The sequence below is a fragment of the Amycolatopsis sp. NPDC004169 genome, from assembly GCF_040610315.1.
In the GTDB taxonomy this organism is placed as follows: Bacteria; Actinomycetota; Actinomycetes; order Mycobacteriales; family Pseudonocardiaceae; genus Amycolatopsis.
Map to the genome: position 1 here is coordinate 70,488 of NZ_JBEXMD010000042.1, position 21,736 is coordinate 92,223.

Below are 21,736 nucleotides of genomic sequence, written 5' to 3' on the forward strand. Positions count from 1 at the left end.
TCGGGCGATGCGACGTGCGGTAGGTCACAGCTTGATCGCGGGCACCGTCGCGATTGGACCGTGTGGGGTAGCGACGAGTCTACGGGCTGCGACCACCCGCGCCTGGAAGCGACGCGCGGGGGTCGCTTTGCCAGAATGGGGCACGTGACGGCGAAGATTCTCGACGGCAAGGCCACCAAGAACGCCATTTTCGCGGAGCTCGAGCCCCGCGTCGCGGCCCTCGCCGCGAAGGGGGTGACGCCCGGCCTCGGCACCGTCCTGGTCGGTGACGACCCCGGCTCTCACTCGTACGTGCGAATGAAGCACGCCGACAGCGCGAAGATCGGGATCAACTCGATCCGTCGCGACCTGCCGGCCGACATCAGCCAGGAGAAGCTCGAAGCCGTCATCGACGAGCTGAACACCGACCCGGCCTGCCACGGCTACATCGTGCAGCTGCCGCTGCCGAAGCACCTCGACGCGAACCGCGTCCTGGAGCGGATCGACCCGGAGAAGGACGCCGACGGCCTCGCGCCGGTCAGCCTCGGCCGGCTCGTGCTCGGCCAGCAGGGTGCGCTGCCGTGCACGCCGTACGGGATCATCGAGCTGCTCAAGCGCCACGGCGTCGAGCTCAACGGCGCGCGCGTCACTGTGGTCGGCCGCGGCATCACCGTCGGGCGGACGCTCGGCCTGCTGCTGACCCGCCGCAGCGAGAACGCCACCGTGACGCTGTGCCACACCGGCACCCGCGACCTGGCCGCCGAGGTCCGCCGCGCCGACGTCGTGATCGCCGCGGCCGGGGTGCCGGGGATCATCACGCCGGACATGGTGGCGCCGGGCGCCGCGGTGCTCGACGTCGGCGTGTCGCATGTGGACGGCAAGCTGACCGGCGACGTCCACCCGGGAGTCGCCGAGGTCGCCGGCTGGATCTCGCCGAACCCGGGCGGGGTCGGCCCGATGACCCGGGCGATGCTCGTCAGCAACGTCGTCGAAGCGGCGGAGCGCTCGGTACAGGGCCGATGACGATGACCGAGGACCGGCGCGAGGTGACCGGTCACCGGCCGTCCCGGTTCACCCAGCTGCCGTTCGCGGCGGTGCTGCTGGTGGTGGCCGTCGCGGCGCTGCGGATCTTCCAGTACCACTGGCGCGAGGGCGCGGCACTGATCGGCGCGGCGCTCCTGCTCGCCGCGGTACTGCGGGCGGTCCTGCCGACGACCCGGGCGGGCCTGCTGGCCATCCGAGGCAAACTGGTGGACGTGGTGACGTTCACGTCCTTGGCGGCGGCGGTGCTGTACGTCGCCCTGACGATCATCGGCGGCCCGCTGGGGTCTTGAACGCCGAAAAGCGCCACTTCCCCGTGGGGAAATGGCGCTTTTCGAGACCGCTTAGGACGCGAGGGCGAGTTCTCGCCGCTCGGCTTTCGCTTCCCGGCGGTCGAGTGTGCCGGAGACGATCGCCAGCGTGAGGCCGAACACCGCGAGGAGGGCGCCGACCCAGTTCGGGGCGACCAAGCCGAGCCCGCCCGCGATCACCAGCCCGCCGAGGTAAGCCCCGATCGAGTTGGCGATGTTGAACGCCGACTGGACGGCGGCCGACACCAGGGACGGTGTGCCGCCCGCCTTCTCCATGATCCGCGCCTGCATCATCGGGCCGATCATGAACCCGGCGACGCCGACGAAGAAGATCGTGATCGCCGCGCCGATCTTGCCCTGCGCCGTGATCGTGAAGATGCCCAGCACCGACGCCAGCGCCAGCAGTGCGATGTACAGGCTCGGCATCAGCGCGCGGTCGGCCAGCCGGCCGCCGAGCAGGTTGCCGATCGTCATGCCGACGCCGGCCAGTGACAGCAGCAGGGTGACGTTCGACGGCGAATAGCCGGCGACGTCGGTCAGCATCGGCGTGATGTACGACAGGCAGGCGAACACGCCACCCAGCCCGAACGTGACGATCGCCAGCGCCAGGTGCACCTGCGGCCTCTTGAACGCGCCCAGCTCGCCCCGCAGCGAGGCGTCGGCGGGCTTGCCCTGGTGCGGCACCAGCTTCCCGATGGCCGCGGCCGCGACCAGGCCGATCACGGCGACGACGCCGAACGTGGCGCGCCAGCCGACCTGCTGGCCGAGCAGCGTGCCCAGCGGCACGCCGATGACGTTGGCCAGGGTCAGGCCGAGGAACATCAGCGACACGGCCTTGGCGCGGTCGCCCTGGGCGACGAGGCTGGAGGCGACGACCGCCCCGGCGCCGAAGAACGCGCCGTGGGGCAGGCCGGCCAGGAACCGGAACGCGACGCCGAACTCCTGGTTCGGCGAGAGCGCGAAGAGGGCGTTGCCCAGCGTGAACAGGCCCATCATGGCCAGCAGCATGGTCTTGCGTGGCAGCCGGACGGCGACCGCGGTGAGCAGCGGGGCGCCCACGACGACGCCGAGGGCGTAGGCGGAGATGAGGTGGCCGGCGGTCGGGATGTCGACGCCGAAGTCGGCGGCCGCCTGGGGCAGCACGCCCATCATGACGAACTCGGTGGTCCCGATGCCGAAAGCTCCGATGGCGAGCGCGAGCAGCGCGACGGGCACGGCACTCCTTCCAAGGTGGGTAAACGATTACTGAGCCTGGTTTCTGGATCGGTTCAGTAAGGGGGCATAAATAAAGACAGCCGATCGGCCCCAGCGCCGTGAGCTGCCTTCGCTCAGTCCAACAAGCGAGGGGGCCGGTTGTCATCCCGATATCGGGTGACGATCCACACCGTAACGCCCTGATCAGCGCGGAGCGGCCAGCACGCCGTTCAGCAGGCCCGGGAACAGGGCGTCAAGATCGTTGCGCCGCAACGAGTTGAACCGCGTGGTGCCCTCCTGGCGGCCGGCCACGACGCCGGCCTGGCGCAGGATGCTCAAGTGGTGGGTGAGTGTGGACTTCGTCACCGGCACGGTGAGCCCGCCGCACGCGATCTCCTGATCGGTGCCCGCCAGTTGCCGCACGATGGCCAGCCGCACCGGGTCGGCGAGGGCGCGGAGCACGCCTTCGACGGTGATCTCCTCCCGGGCCGGGTGGGCGATCGGGGGCAGGGTGTCGGTCTTGGCCATGGACGCATTGTACGACGCCGGTCGAAATTCGGTGGCGACTCGTAGTACGGTGACTGTCGAACTACGACGTTCGTCGAACTTATCCCTGCTTCGCTTGGGGGCCCAGCCCATGTCCGCACCTGCTCCTTCGAGGATCTCGGTCCTCGCGTTCGGCGCCTTCGGCGTCGGGACCAGCGGCTACATCGTCGCCGGGCTGCTGCCCGCGCTGACCGGTGAGCTGCACGTCTCGGCCACCGCCGCCGCGCAGCTCGTGACCGCGTTCGCCATCGCGTACGCGGTCGGCTCGCCGCTGTTCGCCGCGGCCACCGGCACCTGGGAACGCCGGACGCTGCTGGTCGCCGCGCTCGCCGTCACCGGTGCCGGCAACCTGTTCGCCGCGCTCGCGCCCGGCTACGGCTCCCTGCTGGTCGCCCGGGTGGTGACCGCGGTCGGCGCCGCCGTGTTCACGCCGGCGGCGAGCGCCGTGGCGGCCGAGCTGACCGTGCCGGAACGCCGGGGCCGCGCGGTCGCGATGGTGTTCGGCGGGCTGACGGTCGCGCTCATCTTCGGCGTCCCGCTCGGGAGCCTCATCTCGCAGCACCTCGGCTACCGGACGGCGTTCGCGCTGGTCGCCGCGTTCTCGCTGGCGAGCGCGCTGGCCGTGCGGCTCGCACTGCCCACGGTCGCGGCGCCCCCGCGGGTGGGCCTGGCCGAGCGGTTCGCCGCGGGCCGCGACCCGCGCGTGCTCGTCATGCTGGCCGTGACGGTTCTCGGCTGCCTGGCCGCATTCATGGTCTACACGTTCGTGTCGCCGCTGCTGGCCGCGACCGCGGGCGTGCACGGCACGACCGTGACGGTGCTGCTGTTCTGCTACGGCGTCGGCGGCGCGATCGGCAACTTCGCCGCCGGCCGCGCCACCGACCGCTGGGGTTCGCGTACGCCGCTGCTGGTCGTGACGGCCGTCCTCACCGTCGTGCTGGCCTTGTTGCCGATCGCGACGACGACGCCGATCACGGCGGGTGTCGCGCTGTTCGTGTGGGGCGTGGCGACCTGGTCGTTCAGCCCGCCGGTGCAGCACCGCCTGATCGAGCTGTCCCCGGGCCACGCGGGCCTGGTGCTCTCCCTCAACGCGTCCGCGATCTACCTCGGCGTCGGCCTGTCCGGCGTGGCCGGGGGAGCGGTGCTCGCTTCGGGCGGCCCGCTGCTGCTGCCCGAGGTCGCGGCCGCGCTCACCCTCGTCGCCCTGCTGCTGGTGGGTTCGGCGTGGGGGCGGGTCCGCGCGCCTCGGGAACAGGTCGCCGTCTAGTCGGCGTGGGCCTGGACTTCGCGGAGCGAAAGCGGGTGTCCGGTCCCCGCGAACGGGCGCCGGCTGACCCGCGAACGGGCGGCGGGCACGAAGGTGGTCGGCGTCGAGCCGGCCGAGGAGGCTGACCGGCTGGTCTGACGAGTCTCGAGTGGACGGTCGCTAGCCGGCCTTCGTCGCGGCCTTGGCGGCCTTCTTGAACGCGCGCACCTGCGCGAGCGTCTCGGCGCTGGTGACGTCGGCGATGGACCGCCGTGACCCCCGGTCGCCGTACGAACCGGCCGCCTCGCGCCAGCCCTTCGGCTGGACGCCGCGCTGCTTTCCCAGCAGCGCCAGGAAGATCTTGGCCTTCTGCTCGCCGAACCCCGGCAACGCCCGAAGCCGCTTCAGCACCTCGGGACCGTCCGGCTTCGGGCGGCCGTCGAGCCACATGCCCTCGGTGCGGCCGTCGTAGTTCTCGATGATGTGCTGGGCGAGCGCGTGGACGCGACGGGCCATCGAGCCGCCGTAGCGGTGGATCGCCGGTGGCACCACGCACAGCTCGACGAACTCTTCGACATCCGTCGCGGCGATCTTCGCCAGGGAGAAGCCGTCCATCCGGTCGGCGATCTTCCGGGGGCCCATGAAGGCGTGCTCCATCGGGTACTGCTGGTCCAGGAGCATCCCGACGAGCAGGGCGAACGGGTCGTCGTTCAGCAGCTTGTCGGCCGCCGGGTCGCCGGTCAGGTGCAGTTCGCGCAGCATGCCGTCATCTTGACACAACGACCCGTCTTCCTACGTGCTCTCCTTCGCCGGCAGGTGGGCGATGACCAGCGCCACCGTGGCGATCAGGAAGTTCTGCAGCGCCGGCTGCAGCCCGTTCCACTTCTCCGACTGCCACATCTGGAACCACTCGCCGCCGATGGCGAGGAAGCCGACGCCGAACAGCAGCACCCACATCACCCAGCCGAGCGTCGACAGGCGCCGGGCCGAGGCGCTCCCGCGCAGCCACGCCACGAACGCCGCGATCAGGACCAGGGCCGTCAGCGTCTCCCACGCGATGATCACCACGTAGGCCGCGTTCTGCAGACCCGGGCTGGTGATGGTGCGCCACATCATGTCCGGCGAGCGGAACGTCGTGTCCATCGCGAGCACGTGCTGCACGAACGCCTGGTTGGTGCCGAAGTCGGTGATGTTGCCGAACGCGATCAGCGCCATCTGGAGCGCGGTCATGGCGGTGAGGACGACGACCGCGAACCGCAGGCCGCCGATCCTGGCGAGGAACCCCATGTCCGGATCGTAACGGCGCCGTCACCGGGTTTTCGCGTAGCGCGACGGCGTCGTGCCGAGGTACCGCTTGAAGTGCCGGGTCAGGTGGGCCTGGTCGGTGAACCCGGCCGCCGTCGCGACCTCCGCGGCCGGCCTGCCGTCGAGCAGGAGGCGGCGGGCGCGGTCCACCCGGCGGCCGGTCAGGTAGCGGTGCGGCGGCAGGCCGAACCGCGCCCCGAAACTGCGGACCAGGTACGCCGGGTGCGCGCCGAGCGTCTCGCCCGCTTCGGCCAGCGTCAGCGCGTCGGGCAGGCGCGCGTCCAGGAGGTCCCGCAGGTCGTCGGCGAGGCCTCGCTTCGGCTCGTGTGACGGCGGCTTGCCGAGGTGGGTGCGCAGGCGGTCGGCGACCAGGACCAGCCGGCTCTCGGCCTCGAGCGCGTCGCCCGGCTCGGCGAGTGACTCGTGGAGCTGGTGGATGCGGGTGCGCAGGAGGCCGTCGGCGAGGCTCGGCCGGTCGACCGCCGCGCCGATCAGGTCTTCGCCCAGCACCGGGGTGTCCAGGTAGAGGACGCGTTTGCGGAAGCCGTGGCTGGTCGCGGCGCGGCCGTCGTGGGCTACGTCCGGCGGCAGCAGCGTCACCGCCGTCCCCAGCGCGCCGTGGTGGTGGCGGTCGAGGTCGTAGCGGATGACGCCGTCGTCGACGATCAGCAGCGTCCACGTGTCGTGCGTGTGCAGCGGGTAGGCGTGCGTGGTGAAGCGCGCGTGGAAGACCTCGGCGATCCCCGGGACCGCCGGCCGCCAAGCCGCGACGTCCGCCATGTCAAGAACGTACAAGACGCGGGCGTCGCGCCCGGGCGATCGTGACCGGCATGAGTTCCTTCGACACGAAGATCGCCGTCCTGCTCCGCGACGACCTGGCGTCCTGGCAGCGGCTGAACGTCACCGCGTTCCTGGTGAGCGGCATCGCGCACGTGACCCCCGAGCTGATGGGCGAGCCCTACGCCGACGCCGACGGCACCGAGTACCTGCCGATGTTCGGCCAGCCGGTGCTGGTCTTCTCCGGGACGGCGGCCGTCCTGACCGCGGCACACGGCCGGGCACTGGGCCGCGGCCTGCGGTTCTCGATCTTCACCGACGAGCTGTTCCACACCGGCAACGACGCCGACAACCGCGCGGCGGTCCGCGCGGTGCCGGGGGAGAAGCTGGCGCTGGCCGGGCTGGCGGTGCACGGGCCGAAGAACGCCGTGGACAAGATCCTCAAGGGCGCTTCGCTGCACCGTTGAGCAGACGCTGAGTAGAACTGCTCTTTCCCCCGGGCGGGTGATGCTGCCAGCATGATCAGCAAAGCCGCGGAGGGCGGCTCGGGATGGGGAGGTTCCGTGAATCCACTTCGTCGTGCGTGCGTGGTCCTGACGGCGGCGGCCGGGCTGGGCGTGGCGCTCGTGCCGGTCGCGTCGGCGGACCCGCTGCAGACGGTCGACTACGTCTCGGAAGACGGTGCCTGGCCGCTGCAGGGCAGTGCCCACTACGCGGGGCCGGGCGACGAGATCGCCGTCTGGGAGTACGACGGCGTGCTGAAGATCGACGTGCAGTCGGGGCTGAAGGACCTGCGTGTCGAGCTGAGTGCGCCGGAGGGGGAGACCCTGCACACCGGCACGTACACCGGCGCTCGGTTCCGCTGGCAGAGTGACCAGGCGCTGACCACACCGGGCATCTTCGTCTACACCCACGGCAACGTCTGCAGCGAGGCGTACGCCGACTTCACGATCGACCGGCTCGAACCGGCCGCGGACGGCTGGGCGGCCGACGTCGACCTGACGTTCGTCCAGCACTGCGGCAGCCCGGACGGCCCCGCCACCCGCGGCGAGGTCCACTTCCGCGCCTGAGTCACGGGGCCGTCGCGTGCACCACGAAGACGCTTCGGACGCGCTCGCCGTCGTCGGCGGTGAACGTCTGCGCCGAGACGTCCACGAAGTCCTTCGCCAGCGCGGCGGCCCCGGCCTCGTCGAGCGGGAACGTCAGGTCCTTCGGCACGAACTCGGCGAACGGCCCGGACGGCTTGAACCGCGCGCCCGACACCACCGAGACCGCCAGCCGCCCGCCCGGTTTGAGCACCCGCAGCCAGTCGGCGAACGCCACCGCGCCCAGGAAGTGCAGCGAGGACGCGCACAGCACGACGTCGGCCGAGTGGTCCTCGGCCGGCATCGGCACCGCCGGTCCGACGCGCCACTCGATCCGCCCGTCCGGGTCCTGCGCGGGTGCCTTCGCCTCGGCCCGCGCGACCATGGCCGGCGACAGGTCGACCGCCAGCACGCGCGCGGGCTTCAGCTGCAACGCCGCGTACGCCGCGAAGCCGGTTCCCGTGGCGACGTCCAGCACCAGGTCGGGGGCGGGCGGCAGCGGCTCGACCAGCGCGGCGGCCACGGAGGCGTGGAAGGTGTCGTCGTCGTAGTGCTCGGCTGTGCCGTCGAAGAACGCGGCACGGGATTCGTCGCTCACGAACCTCAACCTAGCCGGGGCCACCAGCGGTTTTCAGCGGACGGCGGCCGGCGAACCCGAGGTCGGCGCGGTGGTACCAGCCCAGGTCCCGGTCGCCTTCGAGCCAGCACAGCAGCACGTCGGTGCCGTCCAGCTCGGCCGGGAAGTCGACCAGCAGCGGCGCGAACCCCTTGAGCTCGGCGCCGGTGCGCTGGACCGTCGTCATCAGGTCGTCGAGGCGGGCCTGGGCGGCCTTCCACTCGGGCAGCCCGCCCAGCTCGGTCGCCCGCCCACCCGGCCGCAGCGACGCCGCGAGCTCGGCGGCGTCGGCGCGGACGCGCACCAGTTCGTCGAGGACCGGCCGCAGCCGCGCCAGTTCGTCGCGGGCCTCGGCGACGGTGAACAGTCCCATCCGGCGATGATGCCACCGGCGTGGATCAGCCCTCGCGCCGCCGCCGGACCAGCGCGTTGGCCAGCCCGCTGCCGACCAGCAGGAAGCCGACGCCGAGCAGGCCGCCGATGAACAGGAAATCCATGACGCCGTAGGCGATGTCGCTCTTGGGCATCAGGTTGACCAGCCGGAACCCCCACTCGGGGACGGCCATCGCGGCGACGCCGGGCAGCACGCCGTAGATCAGCCCGCCGAGGATCGGGCCGGCCGCCGACAGCGCGCCGAGGGCGGCGACGACCAGCAGGAGGATGGCCCCGCCGGCCAGCAGCGCGATGCCCAGCGCGTCGCGGTTGGTGCTCAGCGTCGCCTGGATCAGCTGCTGCTGGCGCAGGCCGCCCCAGCTCAGCAGGCCGAGGGCGACCGGCGTGAGCACGAGCCCGCCGAGGGCGCTGACGACGTGCGCGGCGCCGCGGCGCGGCCGTTCGTCGAGCAGGTCGGGGTCGCCGGGGCTCTGGTAGTCGTTCTCGAAGTCGTCTTCGAAGTCGGCGTACCGATGGGTCGACATGGCCGTCACCTCCCGCATGATGGATTCACGGGTGGCATCGTGCCTTGGTTCAGGCCCGAAAGCGATGGTCGCTCGGCAAGCGGTCGGATCGGCTGACCGGCGGGTTCGTGCCCGGTGATCCGGGCCACAAAGCGCGGGTGGAGACTTGATGCCGACCACTACTTGAACCATCCAGCTCCGTCAAGCAGTACGCTTGTACCGCTACCGGCGAAGACTTAAAGAAGAACGCGAAGATCCGCGGAAGGAGCACCGCTGCTCATGGCCAAGATCAAGGTCCAGGGCACCGTCGTCGAACTCGACGGCGATGAGATGACCCGCATCATCTGGCAGTTCATCAAGGACAAGCTGATCCACCCGTACCTGGACGTGAACCTGGACTACTACGACCTGGGCATCGAGGAGCGGGACCGCACCGACGACCAGGTCACCATCGACGCCGCCAACGCCATCAAGCAGCACGGCGTCGGCGTCAAGTGCGCCACGATCACCCCGGACGAGGCGCGGGTCGAGGAGTTCGGCCTCAAGAAGATGTGGCTGTCCCCGAACGGGACCATCCGCAACATCCTCGGCGGCGTGATCTTCCGCGAGCCCATCGTCATCCAGAACATCCCGCGGCTGGTGCCGACGTGGACGAAGCCGATCATCATCGGCCGCCACGCCCACGGCGACCAGTACCGCGCGACCAACTTCAAGGTGCCGGGCCCGGGCAAGCTGACCGTGACCTACACCCCGGACGACGGCTCCGAGCCGATGGAGTTCCAGGTCGCGCAGTTCCCCGAGGGCGGCGGCGTCGCCATGGGGATGTACAACTTCAAGAAGTCCATCGAGGACTTCGCGCGCGCCTCGCTCCAGTACGGCCTCGACCGCGGCCTGCCGGTGTACCTCTCCACCAAGAACACGATCCTCAAGGCCTACGACGGCCAGTTCAAGGACGTGTTCGAGGAGATCTACCAGAACGAGTTCAAGGCCGACTTCGACGCCAAGGGCATCTCCTACGAGCACCGCCTGATCGACGACATGGTCGCCGCGGCGATGAAGTGGGAGGGCGGCTACGTCTGGGCGTGCAAGAACTACGACGGTGACGTCCAGTCCGACACGGTCGCGCAGGGCTTCGGCTCGCTCGGCCTGATGACGTCGGTGCTGCGCACCCCGGACGGCCGGACCGTCGAGGCCGAGGCCGCGCACGGCACGGTCACCCGGCACTACCGCCAGCACCAGCAGGGCAAGCCGACGTCGACCAACCCGATCGCGTCGATCTACGCCTGGACCCGCGGCCTCGAGCACCGCGGCAAGCTGGACGGCAACCAGGAGCTGATCGGCTTCGCCAACAAGCTGGAGCAGGTCGTCGTCGAGACGGTCGAGAGCGGCCAGATGACGAAGGACCTCGCGCTGCTGATCAGCAAGGACCAGCCGTGGCAGACGACCGAGGAGTTCCTCGCGACGCTGGACGACAACCTGGCGAAGAAGATCGCCCAGGGCTGAGTTCCCTCGTCGAAGCCCCCTTCCCGGTTCGCCGGGGAGGGGGCTTTCGCGTGATCACGCGGTGTCACCTGGTGGGCGGGCCACTGGCGCCTCCGGGTGGTTGCGACGTCCGGCGCTGCCGTCCGGGTAAAGGATTGCCTACCCTTGGCGTGGGGACGGGCCCGTGGGTTGGAGGAAGGCATGTCGAAGAAGACTCTGCTCATCTTGGGCGCGCTCGTCCTGATCGTCATCGTGTACGTGAACTCGAACAAACAGGCTTCGGGGGCTTCGGCCACCGGCTGCAAGGTGACCGTGACCGCGGACGTGCTGAACGCCCGCGAGTCGGCCGACGGCAACGCGAAGGTCGTCGGCAAGTACCTGCGCGACGCCCAGTTCGACGCGCTGCCGGGCGTCCAGAACGGCTTCCGGAAGGTGGCCGACAACAAGTGGGTGGCGGCCGAGTTCACCCAGCCTGTCGCGGGCTCCGCCTGCTGAGTTCGTCAGACGCCGAGCAGGTCGGCCGCGAGCGTGACGACGCCGAAGGCCGCGGCCGAGAGGCCGAGCGTCCGGGCGCGCTTCGGATCGCGTTTCGCGGCGGCGCGCCAGTAGAGGCCGATGCCGATCGCGAGCACCAGCAGCTCGACGACGGCCGAGACGGCGGGCAGCCGCCACAGCCCGAAGCCGAACACGGGCAGGTCACCGGCGTTGCCGGGCAGGATCGGCAGGTCGGCGCGGTGCACGACGAGGTCGAGCAGCCAGTGCGAGAAGACGACCCCGCCGAGGACGAGCCCGGCTTCGCGGCCGAGCCACTTGCTCGCGACGGCGCCGAAGAGCGCGGCGAGCACGAGCGCGCCGACCAGCGAGTGCGTGTAGTCGGCGTGGATGACGCCGCCGCCGTAGCCCGCGCCGTCGACTGTCTCGATCCCGCTGAGGTAGAGGGGGACGAAGACGACGTCGAGCCAGGCGGTGGCGAGCATGAGCGTCCAGACGGGGATGGCCGGACGGCCCGCCTTGACGGCGGCGGCCAGCCCGAAGTGCCCGGCGATCATCTGCGGGCCTCCGTCCAGGGGAAGCGGGCGTCGAGCACACCGAGCCCGACGGTGAAGAGGAGAACACCGAGGAAGAAGCTCATTCTTCTGCTTTCCGTGCGTAGGCCGTGAGGCCTTGGACCAGCATGGTCTTCAGGACTTCGAAGCTCTGGTCGACGTCTTCCGGCCGGCCGAACCCGCCGGACGCTTCGAGCCCGGCGAAGCCTTGGACGGCGGCCCGGAGGCACCGCGTGCCGTGCACGGCTTGGGCGTGGTCGAAGCCGAACGGCCGCAGAACGGCGAAGACGACCTCGGCAACGGCGTGCGTGGCCCGGCTGAGTTCGACGTCGGATTCGTCGGGAGCGGTGACGAGGGCGTGGCTGCGGTGCGGGTGGTCCTGCAGGTAGCGGCGGTAGGCGTCGGCGATGGCCCCGACCGCGTCGCCGCCTTCCCGCCCGGTGGCGGCGGCGCGGAGGGTTTCGGCCATTTCCCGGACTACCCGCAGATCGATGAGCCTCCGCAGGTCGGCGAGGTTCTTGACGTGCTTGTAGAGCGAGGGTGCGGCCACTCCGGCGCGTTCGGCGACCTTGGCGAGGGTGAGGGTTTCGGGACCGGACTCGTCGATGATCGTGACGGCCAGGTCGACCACGGCGTCGGTGGTCAGGCCGGCTCTAGGGGACATCTTGGCTACTTGGCATAGCTTTAAAGCTAATGTTCGTAGCTTCGGCGGTCAAGGGCCGGTTTTTGTCGGTGGTGGGTGCTAGAACTGATCTCGGTTGAAACCGCAGGTGGCGGCGTTACGGCGCCGGGGAAGGAGGGGACGTCCGGGGGCGGGCGACAACTGAATCGCGGTGCGAGCCGGTGGTGTCCGCGAGGTCTCCAGGGGGAGTCTCGCGGGCTTGGCAGAGGTTGCTTGGGCGGGATCGAGCCCTGGGGACGCGCTCAGACGGGGGTCGGAGCGTGAGGGCGGCGGTCGCGTCGGTCGGGGGTTGGGCCGGGGGTCGGTTCAGCGTCCCGAGGGTGGAGCTGTCTTGCCGGCTTCTACTGGGTGCTCCGGGTGCCGAACGAGGACAACGCCGGGCCCGCCTTCGGTCGCCCTCGGGCCCGGCGTCGCCGGGGCCGGGCGGGCCGGTGGGCGGTTGGGCGGGGCGGGCCGGTCGGCGGTGGGTGCGCTTTGTGCCGCGCGTCGGGGGCTGGCACAGCTGGCCGTGCGGAGTGGGGTGGGCGCGGCCGTGCCTGGCAGGGGTCGTGCCCGTTGGGCGGCCGCGCCCGGTGCCAAAGCGCGATGGCGAGGTCCTCCTCGGCGACCAGCACCTCACCGGCGAACTCCGCGCGAGCCGCCGAAGCCCCAGCGCGATTGGTGCCCAGCCGGAAGTGGGTGCGCAAAAACCGTTGTGCACGAGCGGGAATCCGGCGCAGGCGCGGCCGGGCTCCGGCCACGCGCCGCAACTGCCCGGCACCGTCGGCTCGCCCGAGCCCGGCAGTCTGGCAGCGGGACGCGCCACGGCGGGCGGTAGCGTGCAACGCGTGCTGACCGTCTCCACCGTGAACGTCAACGGCCTCCGCGCCGCCGCCAAAAAGGGCTTCGTCGAGTGGCTCGCCGCCACGAAGGCCGACGTCGTCGCCTGCCAGGAGGTGCGGGCCGAAGCCGGCCAGCTTCCGGCCGCCGTCGTCGAACCCGATGGGTGGTTCTCCGTGCACGCCCCCTCGGCCGTCAAGGGCCGCAGCGGCGTCGCCGTCTACAGCCGCGTCGAGCCCGAAGAGGTGCGGGTCGGCTTCGGCGAGCCCGAATTCGAAGACAGCGGGCGGTACCTCGAGGTGCACCTGCCGAACGTCGTCGTCGCGAGCCTCTACCTGCCCAGCGGGGACGTCGGCACCGAACGCCAGGACGAGAAGGAGCGCTTCATGGCCGCGTTCCTGCCCTACCTCGTCGAGCTGCGGGCGAAGGCCGCCGCGGCCGGGCGGGAAGCCGTCGTCGTCGGTGACTGGAACATCGCCTACGACACCGTCGACCTCAAGAACTGGCGCGGCAACCGTAAGAACTCCGGCTTCCTGCCCGAGGAACGCGCCTGGCTCGGCCGCGTCTACACCGAGGCCGGCTTCACCGACGTCCAGCGCCGCCTCGATCCCGAAGGCCCCGGCCCGTACACCTGGTGGTCCTACCGCGGCCAGGCCTTCGACAACGACTCCGGCTGGCGCATCGACTGCCAGCTCGCGACGCCGGGGCTCGCCGAGAAGGTCGTCGACGTCGTGGTCGAGCGGGCGGCCGCGTACGACCAGCGCTGGTCCGACCACGCGCCGGTCACCGCGACCTACGACATCGACTTCCCGCGCTGACCCGGCTCAGCAGGAGAGGTTGCCGCCGGTCGGGACGCCGAGGATGCCGGCGAACCGCGTGTACAGGTCGATCCGGCTCTGCACCTGGGCCGGGTTGCCGCCGTTGCACTCGATCGAGCCGTTGATGCTGCGGATGGTCTCGCCGAAGCCGCGCTGGTCGATCATCGCGTCGTGCGGCGTCATCGTGCCCGGGCCGCTCTGGGTGTTCCAGTACCAGAGCCCCGTCTGCCACGCGACGGCCGTGTCCTGCTCGACGAGGTAGGGGTTGCCGAGCAGGTCGATGCCGAGCGCGTCGCCTGCCGCCTTGTAGTTGAAGTTCCAGCTGAGCTGGATCGGGCCGCGGCCGTAGTACGCCGCGGTGCCCGCCGGGCAGCCGTACGGCTGGCTCGTGTCGCAGTAGTGCGGGTAGTTCGCGGTGTTCTGCTCCACGACGTACACCAGCCCGCCGGTTTCGTGGCTGACGTTCGCGAGGAACGCGGCGGCTTCCTGCTTCTGGACGGTGTCGTCGCCGGTGTTCGCGAAGCCGGGGTACGCCGACAGTGCCGCGGTGAGGCCGCTGTAGGTGTAGAAAGCGTTGCGGCCGGGGAACATCTGGTCGAACTGGGCTTCACTGACCACAAAGGACGCGGCGGACGCCGGGGCGGCCAGCGTGACGGCCGCGGCGAGCGCGCTCATCGCCACTGCGGCGCGCTTGAGGTAGCGGGTGATCGCCATCTGAACTCCTCTTGTCAGGCCCGTCGTGCGCGGTCCGGCGGGCTCGGGGACTACTCCAAGAGGTATAGACCAATCACTATCCGGTGAAAAGTTTTCCGAACAGGAGGACGCGATCGGAGCAGTCGCCACTGCGGCAAACGTCGCAGCGTGAGCCGATGCTGCGCAGGACGGGTGACACTCGATCGGACACTCTCCGGTCACGCTCTACTTCAAGTAGTAGCGGACTCACCCACCAGGGTGGCGCGAATGAACTCCGGGGGCGCTGTGGGCGTATTACGGATTGAGCGCTACTCTCGCTTCCCAGTTGATCAGTACCGGCAGGTCTTGACACGCTCGGTAGTTTTTTGACCAGTAGCACGCCGCGCCTCACTCGGATGGGTGATCCCTCGGGTGGGACGCAGCGCTCGTCACTCGCAGGAGGCACTCCGGTGCGCAACTCAGGTCGAACCCTGTTGCGGTCCACCCTGCGCGGTTCCCGCGCGGTCGTGGTGCTCGCGCTCGTCCCGGCCGGCCTGCTCCTGGCCGGCGGCAGCGCGTTCGCCGCCGTCACGACGACGGCGCAGGCCGACACCAACGCGCAGACCTTCGGCCTGCTCGGCCCGGTCGGCCTGGTCGCGGTCGCGCTCGGCATCGTCGGCATGACGCTGGGTGTGCTGCGCCAGCGCCGCAAGACCCGCGCCGCCGCGGCGATCGCCGAGGTCACCCCGGTGCTGCCGGCGGTCCCGGGCCCGGTCACGGCGATGGCCGAAGCCGTGCTCGCCGACCCCGACGTCACGCCGACGCGCCCGTTCCTGGCGCAGCGTCCGCACGCCTGAGGGCCCTCGCCGCCCGCCGGCCGGCCCGGCCTGGAAGAATCCTGACGTGTCCGAAGAGCAGACCGTCGCAGCAGAGCGCCGCCCGCGGGTCCTGTCCGGGATCCAGCCCACCGCCGACTCGTTCCACCTCGGCAACTACCTCGGCGCGCTGCGCCAGTGGGTGAAGCTGCAGGACACGCACGAAACGTTCTATTCGGTGGTCGACCTGCACGCGATCACCGTCGAGCAGGACCCGAAGGTGCTGCGGCAGCGCACCCGCGTCTCGGCCGCGCAGCTGCTCGCCATCGGCATCGACCCGCAGCGCAGTGCCCTGTTCGTGCAGAGCCACGTCCCGGAGCACGCGCAGCTGAGCTGGGTCCTCGAATGCCAGACCGGCTTCGGCGAGGCCGGCCGGATGACGCAGTTCAAGGACAAGTCGGCGAAGCAGGGGTCCGACCGCTCCAGCGTGGGCTTGTTCACGTACCCGGTGCTGCAGGCGGCGGACATCCTGCTCTACCAGGCCGACGCGGTCCCGGTCGGCGAGGACCAGCGGCAGCACCTGGAGCTGACGCGCGACCTCGCGCAGCGCTTCAACAACCGGCTGGGCAAGACGTTCGTGGTGCCGGAGCCGTACATCATCAAGGACACGGCGAAGATCTACGACCTCCAGGAACCGACGGCCAAGATGAGCAAGTCGGCGTCCAACGTCAACGGCATCATCGAGCTGCTCGAGGACCCGAAGCGCTCGGCGAAGAAGATCCGCTCGGCGGTCACCGACACGGGCCGCGAAGTCAAGTTCGACGTGGAGAACAAGGCGGGCGTGTCGAACCTGCTGACGATCTACTCGGCCCTGACCGACCGCACGATCCCGGACCTGGAAGCGGCGTACGAGGGCAAGGGCTACGGCGACCTGAAGAAGGACCTCGGCGAGGTGTTCGTCGAGTGGGTGACCCCGATCCAGGAGCGCGCGAAGTCCTATTTGGACGACGTGGCGGAGCTGGACAAGGTTCTCGCGGCGGGCGCCGAGCGCGCCCGCGAGGTGGCGTCGAAGACGCTGGCCAAGACGTACCAGCGGATCGGTTTCCTCCCGCCGGTGCGGTGAAGCTGACCCTCCTCGACGGCCCGCCGGCCGGCGGCGCTCTCACTTGAACTGCGCCCGGCCGCGGCACAGACCTCCGGAAACTCCCCGCCCTTCCCTGGGGGGTGTCCCTATGGGGCTGTCAAGCCGCGGCAGGGGCTGGAGCTGATTCGGGATGGCGGTAGTGGGTGCCGTTTCGGAGCATGGCGTAGAGGACGTCGCAGCGGTGGCGGGCCAGGCAGATCAGCAGGCCGCGGATGCGGTTGCTGATGCGGGTGGCTTCGCCGGCGAGGTCGTCGTCGAACCCGATCAGCACCTCCAGTTCGGCCAGGGCGTCGTCGCCGACATCCACGGGTCGCAGGGAGCGGGCGGCGTCGGCGATGACGAATGCGTCCCGGGCGTCGGTTTTGGCGCGGCCGGGGTAGAGGTCGGCGATGCGGCGCATCGCCAGCCCGGGCAGGTAGGCGACCTGGTGTCCGGCGGCACGGGCGACCGGCAACGCCCCGATCGTGGCGGGTTGATCCACCACGACCAGCAGTGATCCGTGCGCGGCGAGCTTGTCGAACAGGGCTCGCAGTTTGGGTTCGGTGTTGGGCAGCGGGGCGTCGTGCAGCCGGTTGCCGTCGGGGCCCAGGCCGACGGCGTGGTGGTTGTCCTTGCCGGCGTCCAGGGCAAGAAACACGCCATGCCGGACCTGGTGACCACAACTCCCTGGCCGGGAGCCAGGAAAAAGGTAACGGGGCGTGCCCAAGTCCAGTCTATCGGCGCCCACCGACAAATCCGGCTTTCGCGGCCGAAACGAGCCAGCTGTCCACAGCCGGCCAACTTTGTGGACAAGACCGAGCAAGGCCCGGCGAGGCGGGTGATGGCGCGTGGCCTGCGCGAGCTTTCCCGAGCGGCAGCGCAGCCGGCAGCCGAGCGCCCAGCACGACCCCGATCTCCCCCTCGTCACCCGCTCGCGTTGCGGGGTTCACCAAGCGTGGTTAGCGTTTCACGGTGGCGAACGAAGAGAAGGAAAAGCTGCTTCCCCGCTTGCGCCGGAAGTACCCGTGGCTCGATCACCTCATCCGGGCCAACGATGCCTTCACCGAGCGGTACGGCAACCACTACGCCGCCGCCATCACCTACTTCAGCGTTCTCTCCGTCTTCCCGCTCTTCATGGTCGCCTTCGCCGTCGTCGGGCTCGTCGTCAACCACGACCAGACGATCATCACGAAGATCACCGACGGGATCAACAACTCCGTGCCCGAGGGCCTCAAGGACCTCGTCAACGGCATCGTCAAGGGCGCGCTCGACTCCGGGGGCGGGATCGGGGTCTTCGGCCTCCTCATCGCCCTCTATTCCGGCATCGGCTGGATGTCGAACCTGCGGGACGCCCTCACCGCGCAGTGGGGCCAGGAGAAGCAGCCGCAGCCGATCGTCAAGCAGACGCTCAAAGACCTCGTTGCGCTGATCGGGCTCGGGGTTGCGCTCGTCGTCTCCTTCGCGCTGACCGCCGTCGGCAGTGGGGTCGGCCAGTTCCTGCTGGAACTCGTCGGGCTCGAACACGCCACCTGGGCGATCGTCCTGCTGCGCGGGGCCACCATCGTGCTCGGGCTCGCCGCGAACACCCTCGTCTTCCTCTGGGTGATCGCCCGGCTGCCGCGGGAACAGGTCGCGCTGCGCAGTGCCGTCAAGGGGGCCGTCGTCGCCGCCGTCGGGTTCGTCGTCCTGCAGCAGGTCGGGTCGATCTACCTGGCCAGTGTCACGAAGTCGCCGTCGGCCGCGCTGTTCGGGCCGGTCATCGGTCTGCTCGTGTTCGCGAACCTCGTCTCGCGGTTCCTGCTGCTCATCACCGCGTGGACCGCGACGGCGAAGGAAAACGAACGCACGGTCATCGCGCCCCCGCCGCCGGTGCGGCTCGAGCAGAGCGTCACCGTGCAGCGCGGGCCCGGCCTGGGCGCCGTCGCCGGTGCCTTCAGCGCCGGGGCGCTGCTCGCGTGGCTGGGCGGGCGCCGCCGGTCCTAGCCCGCGGCCCTCTTGCGCTGGTGCCCGATCACGAACCCGGCGACGATGACCAGGAACACCACCAGCGTGATGATCCAGCCGGTGACGCCGAACGGGTCCTCCTTCGCCGCCGGCGCGGCGGACGTCCCGCCGTTGCCGGTGCCGCCGTCGGCCAGCACCGATGGGTCGCCGTTCTCCGCGGTGGCGGCCGGTGCCTGGTAGCTGATCTGCCCGACCGGCACCGCGCGGTCGTCCTCCAGCGCGAAGCCGTAGTCCAGCAGCTTCGCCGCTTGGTCGACGACCTTCGTCGGCTTCTGCTCGGCGCGCAGCATCACCACCGCGAGGCGCTTGCCCTTGCGCTGCGCCGCACCGACGTAGGTGTGCCGGGCGTCATCGGTGAACCCGGTCTTGCCGCCGAGGAAGCCGGGGTAGACGCCGAGCAGCTTGTTGTCGTTGAAGATCGGGATGGCCGGTTTGCCGCCGACCGCCGGGATCTCGAAGTTCTTCGTCGCGACGACCTTCGCGAACTCCGGCTGCTTCATCGCGTAGTGGAAGATCAGGCTGAGGTCGTAGGCCGAGGTCGACATGCCCGGCCCGTCCAGGCCCGACGGCGTCGCGGCCCGCGTGTCGAGCGCACCGATCTTCGCGGCCAGCGCGTTCATCTTGGCCACCGCGGCGTCGACCCCGCCGAGCGCGGTGGCGAACGTGTGCGCGACGTCGTTGCCCGAGTGCATCAGCAGGCCGTGCAGCAGCTGGTCGACCGTGTACTGGCCGCCGGCGACGAGGCCGACGCAGGTGCACTCCTGCTCCGCGTCCTCCTTCGTCGCGACGATCGGCTGCTGGGGGTCCAGCTGGGTGACGACGACCAGCGCGAGCAGCGTCTTGATCAGCGATGCGGGCCGCTGCCGCGCGTGCGGGTCCTTCGCCGCGATGACCGCACCCGTGTCGAGGTCCTGCACCAGCCACGACGCCGCGGTGTTGCCGTCCGGCGGGTTGAGCGCGCCGTCCGGGGTGATCAGGCCGCACTCGGCCATCCGGTTCCCGCCGACCGGGACCGCGGGCACGGCCAGCGGCGGCGGCGCCTGCTTGCCCGGCGCGGGCTTCTCCGAGGTGTCGACCGGGGGCGGGGGAGCCTGGCGGTTCGCGCACTGGCCTTGCTGCGGCGCGGCGGCTGCCAGCACCGGCGTGCTCAGGGCCAGGAGGGCGGCGGCGAGCGTCGTCGTGAAGACCTTGAGCGACCGGGAGACAACGGAGTGCACCCACGCAATCTAGCGCCGCGGCCCGCGTCGCATACTCAGGGGCATGCGCATGTCACGAGGCACCTCGCTGTTCCTGCTGGCCTTCGGTGTGTGGTCGTGGATCATCTGGATCACCTTCGCGAAGAACCTGTGGGACAGCGACCGCGCCTGGACCCCCGACGGCTCGCCGACGGCCTACTTCACCGTGCACGCCGTCCTGACCGTCGTGTCGTTCGTGCTCGGCACGATCATCGGCGTGCTCGGCTGGCGCGGGCTGCGCGCCGGATCGCGGGTCTCTTCCTGACTTTGGTCGGTGGCGCGGCCCCACCGGCCGGTTTACGTTGACGCCACCGAACCTGGAGGTGGAATGTCCCGTTTACGTCGAATGGCGGCCCCGCTGGCGCTGGCCGTCGGAGGCGGCTTGTGCGTGGCGGCCCCGGCGGCGGAGGCCGCGCCGGCCGCCTGCGACACGACGAGCACGCCGTACACCTACGTCGTCACGTACCAGCCGGGCACCCGAGCGTCGGCCGTCGAGAAGGAGCTGGCGGCCAAGTGCGGCACGAAGGTCGCCTACTACGCCGAGATCGGCGTCGCGATCGCCAGCTCGCGCAACGCGGACTTCCAGCAGAAGATCGGCGTGTACCGGGCGTATTCGGGCGCCAAGGACGTGGCTTCGGCCGCCCGCACTTCGCTGAGCGCGGTACGGACGCTGGAGGACACCCGATCGGTCGCCGCGGCCGGTGACCTGTCCGCGCAGCAGTGGGACATGAAGGCGATCCACGCGCCGGAGGCGAACAAGATCTACCAGGGCAGCCGCGCGGTGACGGTCGGCGTGCTCGACTCGGGCATCGAGGCAACGCACCCGGCCCTGCGCGCGGCGGTGGACGCCCGCTCGTCGGCGGGCTGCTTGACGGGCGCACCGGACACGGCCCCGGAGGCCTGGGCCCCGACGGCATCGGACCACGGCACGCACGTGGCGGGAACAATCGCGGGCAAGGATCCGGCGGCGGGCTTCACGGGCGTGGCCCCCGGCGTGCGCTTGGCCTCGGTGAAGGTGGTCAACGACGCGGGCTACATCTTCCCGGAGGCAGCGGTCTGCGGCTTCGTCTGGGCGGCCGAGCACGGCTTCGCGGTGACGAACAACAGCTACTACATAGACCCGGGAATGTTCTACTGCCCCCGGCAGCCGGGCGACGCGGCGGCGTACGAAGCGGTCCGCAGAGCGGTGGAGTACTCAACCCGCCGAGGAGTCCTCAACGTGGCGGCGGCGGGCAACGACAGCCTGAACCTGACGAACCAGACAACGGACAAGAACCGCCCCCACCCGCTGGACGCATCGTGCGCCATCCTCCCGGGAATGGTGGACGGAGTCGTAACGGTGTCATCGGTGGGCTACGCGGGAACGAAGTCATACTTCAGCAACTACGGAAAAATCGACATAACAGCCCCGGGCGGCGACCCCTTCCAGGAACCGAAGGAGGGAGAGGGCCCGGAATGCCCGCTGTCATCCGTGGTCGGCGGAGGCTACGGCGCGAAGTGCGGAACATCGATGGCATCACCACACGTGGCAGGAGTGGCGGCCCTGCTGGCATCGAAGTTCCGAGGAGCACCCCCAAAGTTCATCAACCAGCTCCTGGAGAGCGAAGCAGACGCGGTGAAGTGCACGGCAACAGAAACGGAGTGCACAGGCCCGGCAAAGAACAATTCGTACTACGGCCACGGCTTGGTAAACGCCCTGGACGCGGTCCGCTGAGCGCAGCGCACAAAGGAGCTGGGTGGTCATCCCGTCGCCTGAGGCCCAAAAATCACTTTGAGCCGGGCCCGCAACCAGCAGCGTGAGGTGGGGTCACTACGCAAGCTTGCGGGCCCGGCTCAAAGTGATAGGCCTCAATCAGGCGACGGGATGACCACCCAGCGACCCAACTCCTTGACGTGAGGTGGCAGCGTTAGCCGTGGTCATCCCGGAGCCTGCCTGTCCGGCGAGGACGCTTTTTTCTTCAGAGCCGCAGCGTTCTTCCTCTGCCGCGGCAGAGCTCTGCCGCGGCACGGCAGCGGGTCCGACCTCCCCCGCCCCTCCGGTGGG

General features: G+C 70.3%; 25 protein-coding genes and 1 pseudogene. 13 read left to right on the forward strand and 13 right to left on the reverse strand.

The genetic code is table 11. The features are described 5' to 3' along the window. Positions 1-144 precede the first annotated feature (144 nt). Positions 145-1,002 carry a bifunctional methylenetetrahydrofolate dehydrogenase/methenyltetrahydrofolate cyclohydrolase gene (locus tag ABZX11_RS38750; RefSeq protein ID WP_217709633.1) on the forward strand — a complete coding sequence of 286 codons (858 nt, stop codon included), beginning with the start codon at positions 145-147 and terminating at the stop codon, positions 1,000-1,002. Then, entirely contained in the window at positions 999-1,313 is a 315-nt protein-coding gene (locus tag ABZX11_RS38755; RefSeq protein ID WP_354922977.1) for a DUF3017 domain-containing protein, read from the forward strand. The genes ABZX11_RS38750 and ABZX11_RS38755 overlap by 4 nt, the downstream gene beginning before the upstream one ends. Positions 1,314-1,364: 51 nt before the next feature. On the opposite strand, the gene ABZX11_RS38760 is transcribed toward ABZX11_RS38755, so the two are convergent. Together ABZX11_RS38760 and ABZX11_RS38765 are read right to left on the reverse strand one after the other, a co-directional pair. Beyond that, positions 1,365-2,546, reverse strand: a complete 1,182-nt coding sequence (locus ABZX11_RS38760) for an MFS transporter (RefSeq protein ID WP_354922979.1) — start codon at positions 2,544-2,546, stop codon at positions 1,365-1,367. 183 nt (positions 2,547-2,729) lie between these two features. Continuing rightward, positions 2,730-3,053, reverse strand: coding sequence for a metalloregulator ArsR/SmtB family transcription factor (locus ABZX11_RS38765; RefSeq protein ID WP_176173179.1), 324 nt, complete (start codon positions 3,051-3,053; stop codon positions 2,730-2,732). Positions 3,054-3,162: 109 nt separating this feature from the next. On the opposite strand from ABZX11_RS38765, the gene ABZX11_RS38770 reads away from it, so the two are divergent. Next, positions 3,163-4,338 carry an MFS transporter gene (locus ABZX11_RS38770; RefSeq protein WP_354922983.1) on the forward strand — a complete coding sequence of 392 codons (1,176 nt, stop codon included), beginning with the start codon at positions 3,163-3,165 and terminating at the stop codon, positions 4,336-4,338. Between the two features lie 159 nt (positions 4,339-4,497). Here the strand turns inward: ABZX11_RS38770 and ABZX11_RS38775 are convergent, their stop codons facing one another. From ABZX11_RS38775 to ABZX11_RS38785, 3 genes are read right to left on the reverse strand one after another with little or no spacing between them, the layout of a single operon-like run. After that, positions 4,498-5,079 carry an HhH-GPD-type base excision DNA repair protein gene (locus tag ABZX11_RS38775; protein ID WP_354922986.1) on the reverse strand — a complete coding sequence of 194 codons (582 nt, stop codon included), beginning with the start codon at positions 5,077-5,079 and terminating at the stop codon, positions 4,498-4,500. Positions 5,080-5,109: 30 nt separating this feature from the next. Continuing rightward, a complete protein-coding gene (locus tag ABZX11_RS38780) occupies positions 5,110-5,604 on the reverse strand; it encodes a DUF2165 domain-containing protein (RefSeq protein WP_354922989.1) in 495 nt (164 codons plus the stop codon). Positions 5,605-5,625: 21 nt separating this feature from the next. Next, entirely contained in the window at positions 5,626-6,402 is a 777-nt protein-coding gene (locus tag ABZX11_RS38785) for an AraC family transcriptional regulator (protein WP_176173174.1), read from the reverse strand. Between the two features lie 50 nt (positions 6,403-6,452). Between ABZX11_RS38785 and ABZX11_RS38790 the strand changes: the two genes are divergently transcribed. Both ABZX11_RS38790 and ABZX11_RS38795 read left to right on the forward strand, forming a co-directional pair. Then, positions 6,453-6,866 carry a DUF2000 domain-containing protein gene (locus ABZX11_RS38790; RefSeq protein ID WP_176173173.1) on the forward strand — a complete coding sequence of 138 codons (414 nt, stop codon included), beginning with the start codon at positions 6,453-6,455 and terminating at the stop codon, positions 6,864-6,866. A 96-nt stretch (positions 6,867-6,962) separates the two neighbouring features. Beyond that, a complete protein-coding gene (locus tag ABZX11_RS38795; RefSeq protein WP_254896995.1) occupies positions 6,963-7,469 on the forward strand; it encodes a hypothetical protein in 507 nt (168 codons plus the stop codon). Between the two features lies 1 nt (position 7,470). Here ABZX11_RS38795 and ABZX11_RS38800 read toward each other — a convergent pair whose 3' ends face one another. Genes ABZX11_RS38800 through ABZX11_RS38810 form a run of 3 tightly spaced genes read right to left on the reverse strand, consistent with a single transcriptional unit; the run spans position 7,471 to position 9,017 of the window. Next, positions 7,471-8,082, reverse strand: coding sequence for a class I SAM-dependent methyltransferase (locus tag ABZX11_RS38800; protein ID WP_354922993.1), 612 nt, complete (start codon positions 8,080-8,082; stop codon positions 7,471-7,473). Between the two features lie 10 nt (positions 8,083-8,092). After that, positions 8,093-8,473, reverse strand: a complete 381-nt coding sequence (locus ABZX11_RS38805; protein ID WP_176173171.1) for a DUF2203 domain-containing protein — start codon at positions 8,471-8,473, stop codon at positions 8,093-8,095. 25 nt (positions 8,474-8,498) lie between these two features. Continuing rightward, a complete protein-coding gene (locus ABZX11_RS38810) occupies positions 8,499-9,017 on the reverse strand; it encodes a hypothetical protein (RefSeq protein WP_176173170.1) in 519 nt (172 codons plus the stop codon). Between the two features lie 258 nt (positions 9,018-9,275). Here ABZX11_RS38810 and ABZX11_RS38815 point away from each other — a divergent pair, with 258 nt between their 5' ends. Together ABZX11_RS38815 and ABZX11_RS38820 are read left to right on the forward strand one after the other, a co-directional pair. Further along, a complete protein-coding gene (locus ABZX11_RS38815) occupies positions 9,276-10,499 on the forward strand; it encodes an NADP-dependent isocitrate dehydrogenase (protein ID WP_176173169.1) in 1,224 nt (407 codons plus the stop codon). A 180-nt stretch (positions 10,500-10,679) separates the two neighbouring features. Next, the gene (locus ABZX11_RS38820) at positions 10,680-10,973 is read left to right on the forward strand and encodes an SH3 domain-containing protein (RefSeq protein ID WP_176173168.1); all 294 of its coding nucleotides are present in this window, start codon (positions 10,680-10,682) and stop codon (positions 10,971-10,973) included. A 5-nt stretch (positions 10,974-10,978) separates the two neighbouring features. Here ABZX11_RS38820 and ABZX11_RS38825 read toward each other — a convergent pair whose 3' ends face one another. Both ABZX11_RS38825 and ABZX11_RS38830 read right to left on the reverse strand, forming a co-directional pair. Then, entirely contained in the window at positions 10,979-11,527 is a 549-nt protein-coding gene (locus ABZX11_RS38825) for a permease (RefSeq protein ID WP_176173167.1), read from the reverse strand. 79 nt (positions 11,528-11,606) lie between these two features. After that, a complete protein-coding gene (locus ABZX11_RS38830) occupies positions 11,607-12,188 on the reverse strand; it encodes a TetR-like C-terminal domain-containing protein (protein ID WP_176173166.1) in 582 nt (193 codons plus the stop codon). A gap of 836 nt (positions 12,189-13,024) precedes the next feature. Here ABZX11_RS38830 and ABZX11_RS38835 point away from each other — a divergent pair. Then, positions 13,025-13,843 (forward strand): exodeoxyribonuclease III, encoded by an 819-nt coding sequence (locus ABZX11_RS38835; RefSeq protein WP_354922998.1) that lies wholly within the window; start codon positions 13,025-13,027, stop codon positions 13,841-13,843. Positions 13,844-13,849: 6 nt separating this feature from the next. Here ABZX11_RS38835 and ABZX11_RS38840 read toward each other — a convergent pair whose 3' ends face one another. After that, on the reverse strand, positions 13,850-14,557 hold the full coding sequence (locus ABZX11_RS38840) for a chitinase (RefSeq protein WP_354923001.1): 708 nt from the start codon (positions 14,555-14,557) through the stop codon (positions 13,850-13,852). Positions 14,558-15,009: 452 nt separating this feature from the next. Between ABZX11_RS38840 and ABZX11_RS38845 the strand changes: the two genes are divergently transcribed. After that, positions 15,010-15,372, forward strand: a complete 363-nt coding sequence (locus tag ABZX11_RS38845; protein WP_176177956.1) for a hypothetical protein — start codon at positions 15,010-15,012, stop codon at positions 15,370-15,372. A gap of 46 nt (positions 15,373-15,418) precedes the next feature. Then, positions 15,419-16,453, forward strand: coding sequence for a tryptophan--tRNA ligase (gene trpS, locus ABZX11_RS38850; RefSeq protein ID WP_354923004.1), 1,035 nt, complete (start codon positions 15,419-15,421; stop codon positions 16,451-16,453). 220 nt (positions 16,454-16,673) lie between these two features. Here trpS and ABZX11_RS38855 read toward each other — a convergent pair. After that, positions 16,674-17,111, reverse strand: a pseudogene (locus ABZX11_RS38855) (IS110 family transposase); the annotation flags it as partial. 314 nt (positions 17,112-17,425) lie between these two features. Between ABZX11_RS38855 and yhjD the strand changes: the two are divergent. Beyond that, on the forward strand, positions 17,426-18,436 hold the full coding sequence (gene yhjD, locus ABZX11_RS38860; protein WP_176173162.1) for an inner membrane protein YhjD: 1,011 nt from the start codon (positions 17,426-17,428) through the stop codon (positions 18,434-18,436). Here yhjD and ABZX11_RS38865 read toward each other — a convergent pair. After that, the gene (locus tag ABZX11_RS38865; protein ID WP_176173161.1) at positions 18,433-19,674 is read right to left on the reverse strand and encodes a D-alanyl-D-alanine carboxypeptidase family protein; all 1,242 of its coding nucleotides are present in this window, start codon (positions 19,672-19,674) and stop codon (positions 18,433-18,435) included. The genes yhjD and ABZX11_RS38865 overlap by 4 nt on opposite strands. A gap of 43 nt (positions 19,675-19,717) precedes the next feature. On the opposite strand from ABZX11_RS38865, the gene ABZX11_RS38870 reads away from it, so the two are divergent. Both ABZX11_RS38870 and ABZX11_RS38875 read left to right on the forward strand, forming a co-directional pair. After that, entirely contained in the window at positions 19,718-19,957 is a 240-nt protein-coding gene (locus tag ABZX11_RS38870; protein ID WP_176173160.1) for an SCO4848 family membrane protein, read from the forward strand. Between the two features lie 81 nt (positions 19,958-20,038). Then, positions 20,039-21,406 carry a S8 family serine peptidase gene (locus ABZX11_RS38875; RefSeq protein WP_354923009.1) on the forward strand — a complete coding sequence of 456 codons (1,368 nt, stop codon included), beginning with the start codon at positions 20,039-20,041 and terminating at the stop codon, positions 21,404-21,406. Positions 21,407-21,736: the final 330 nt, after the last annotated feature.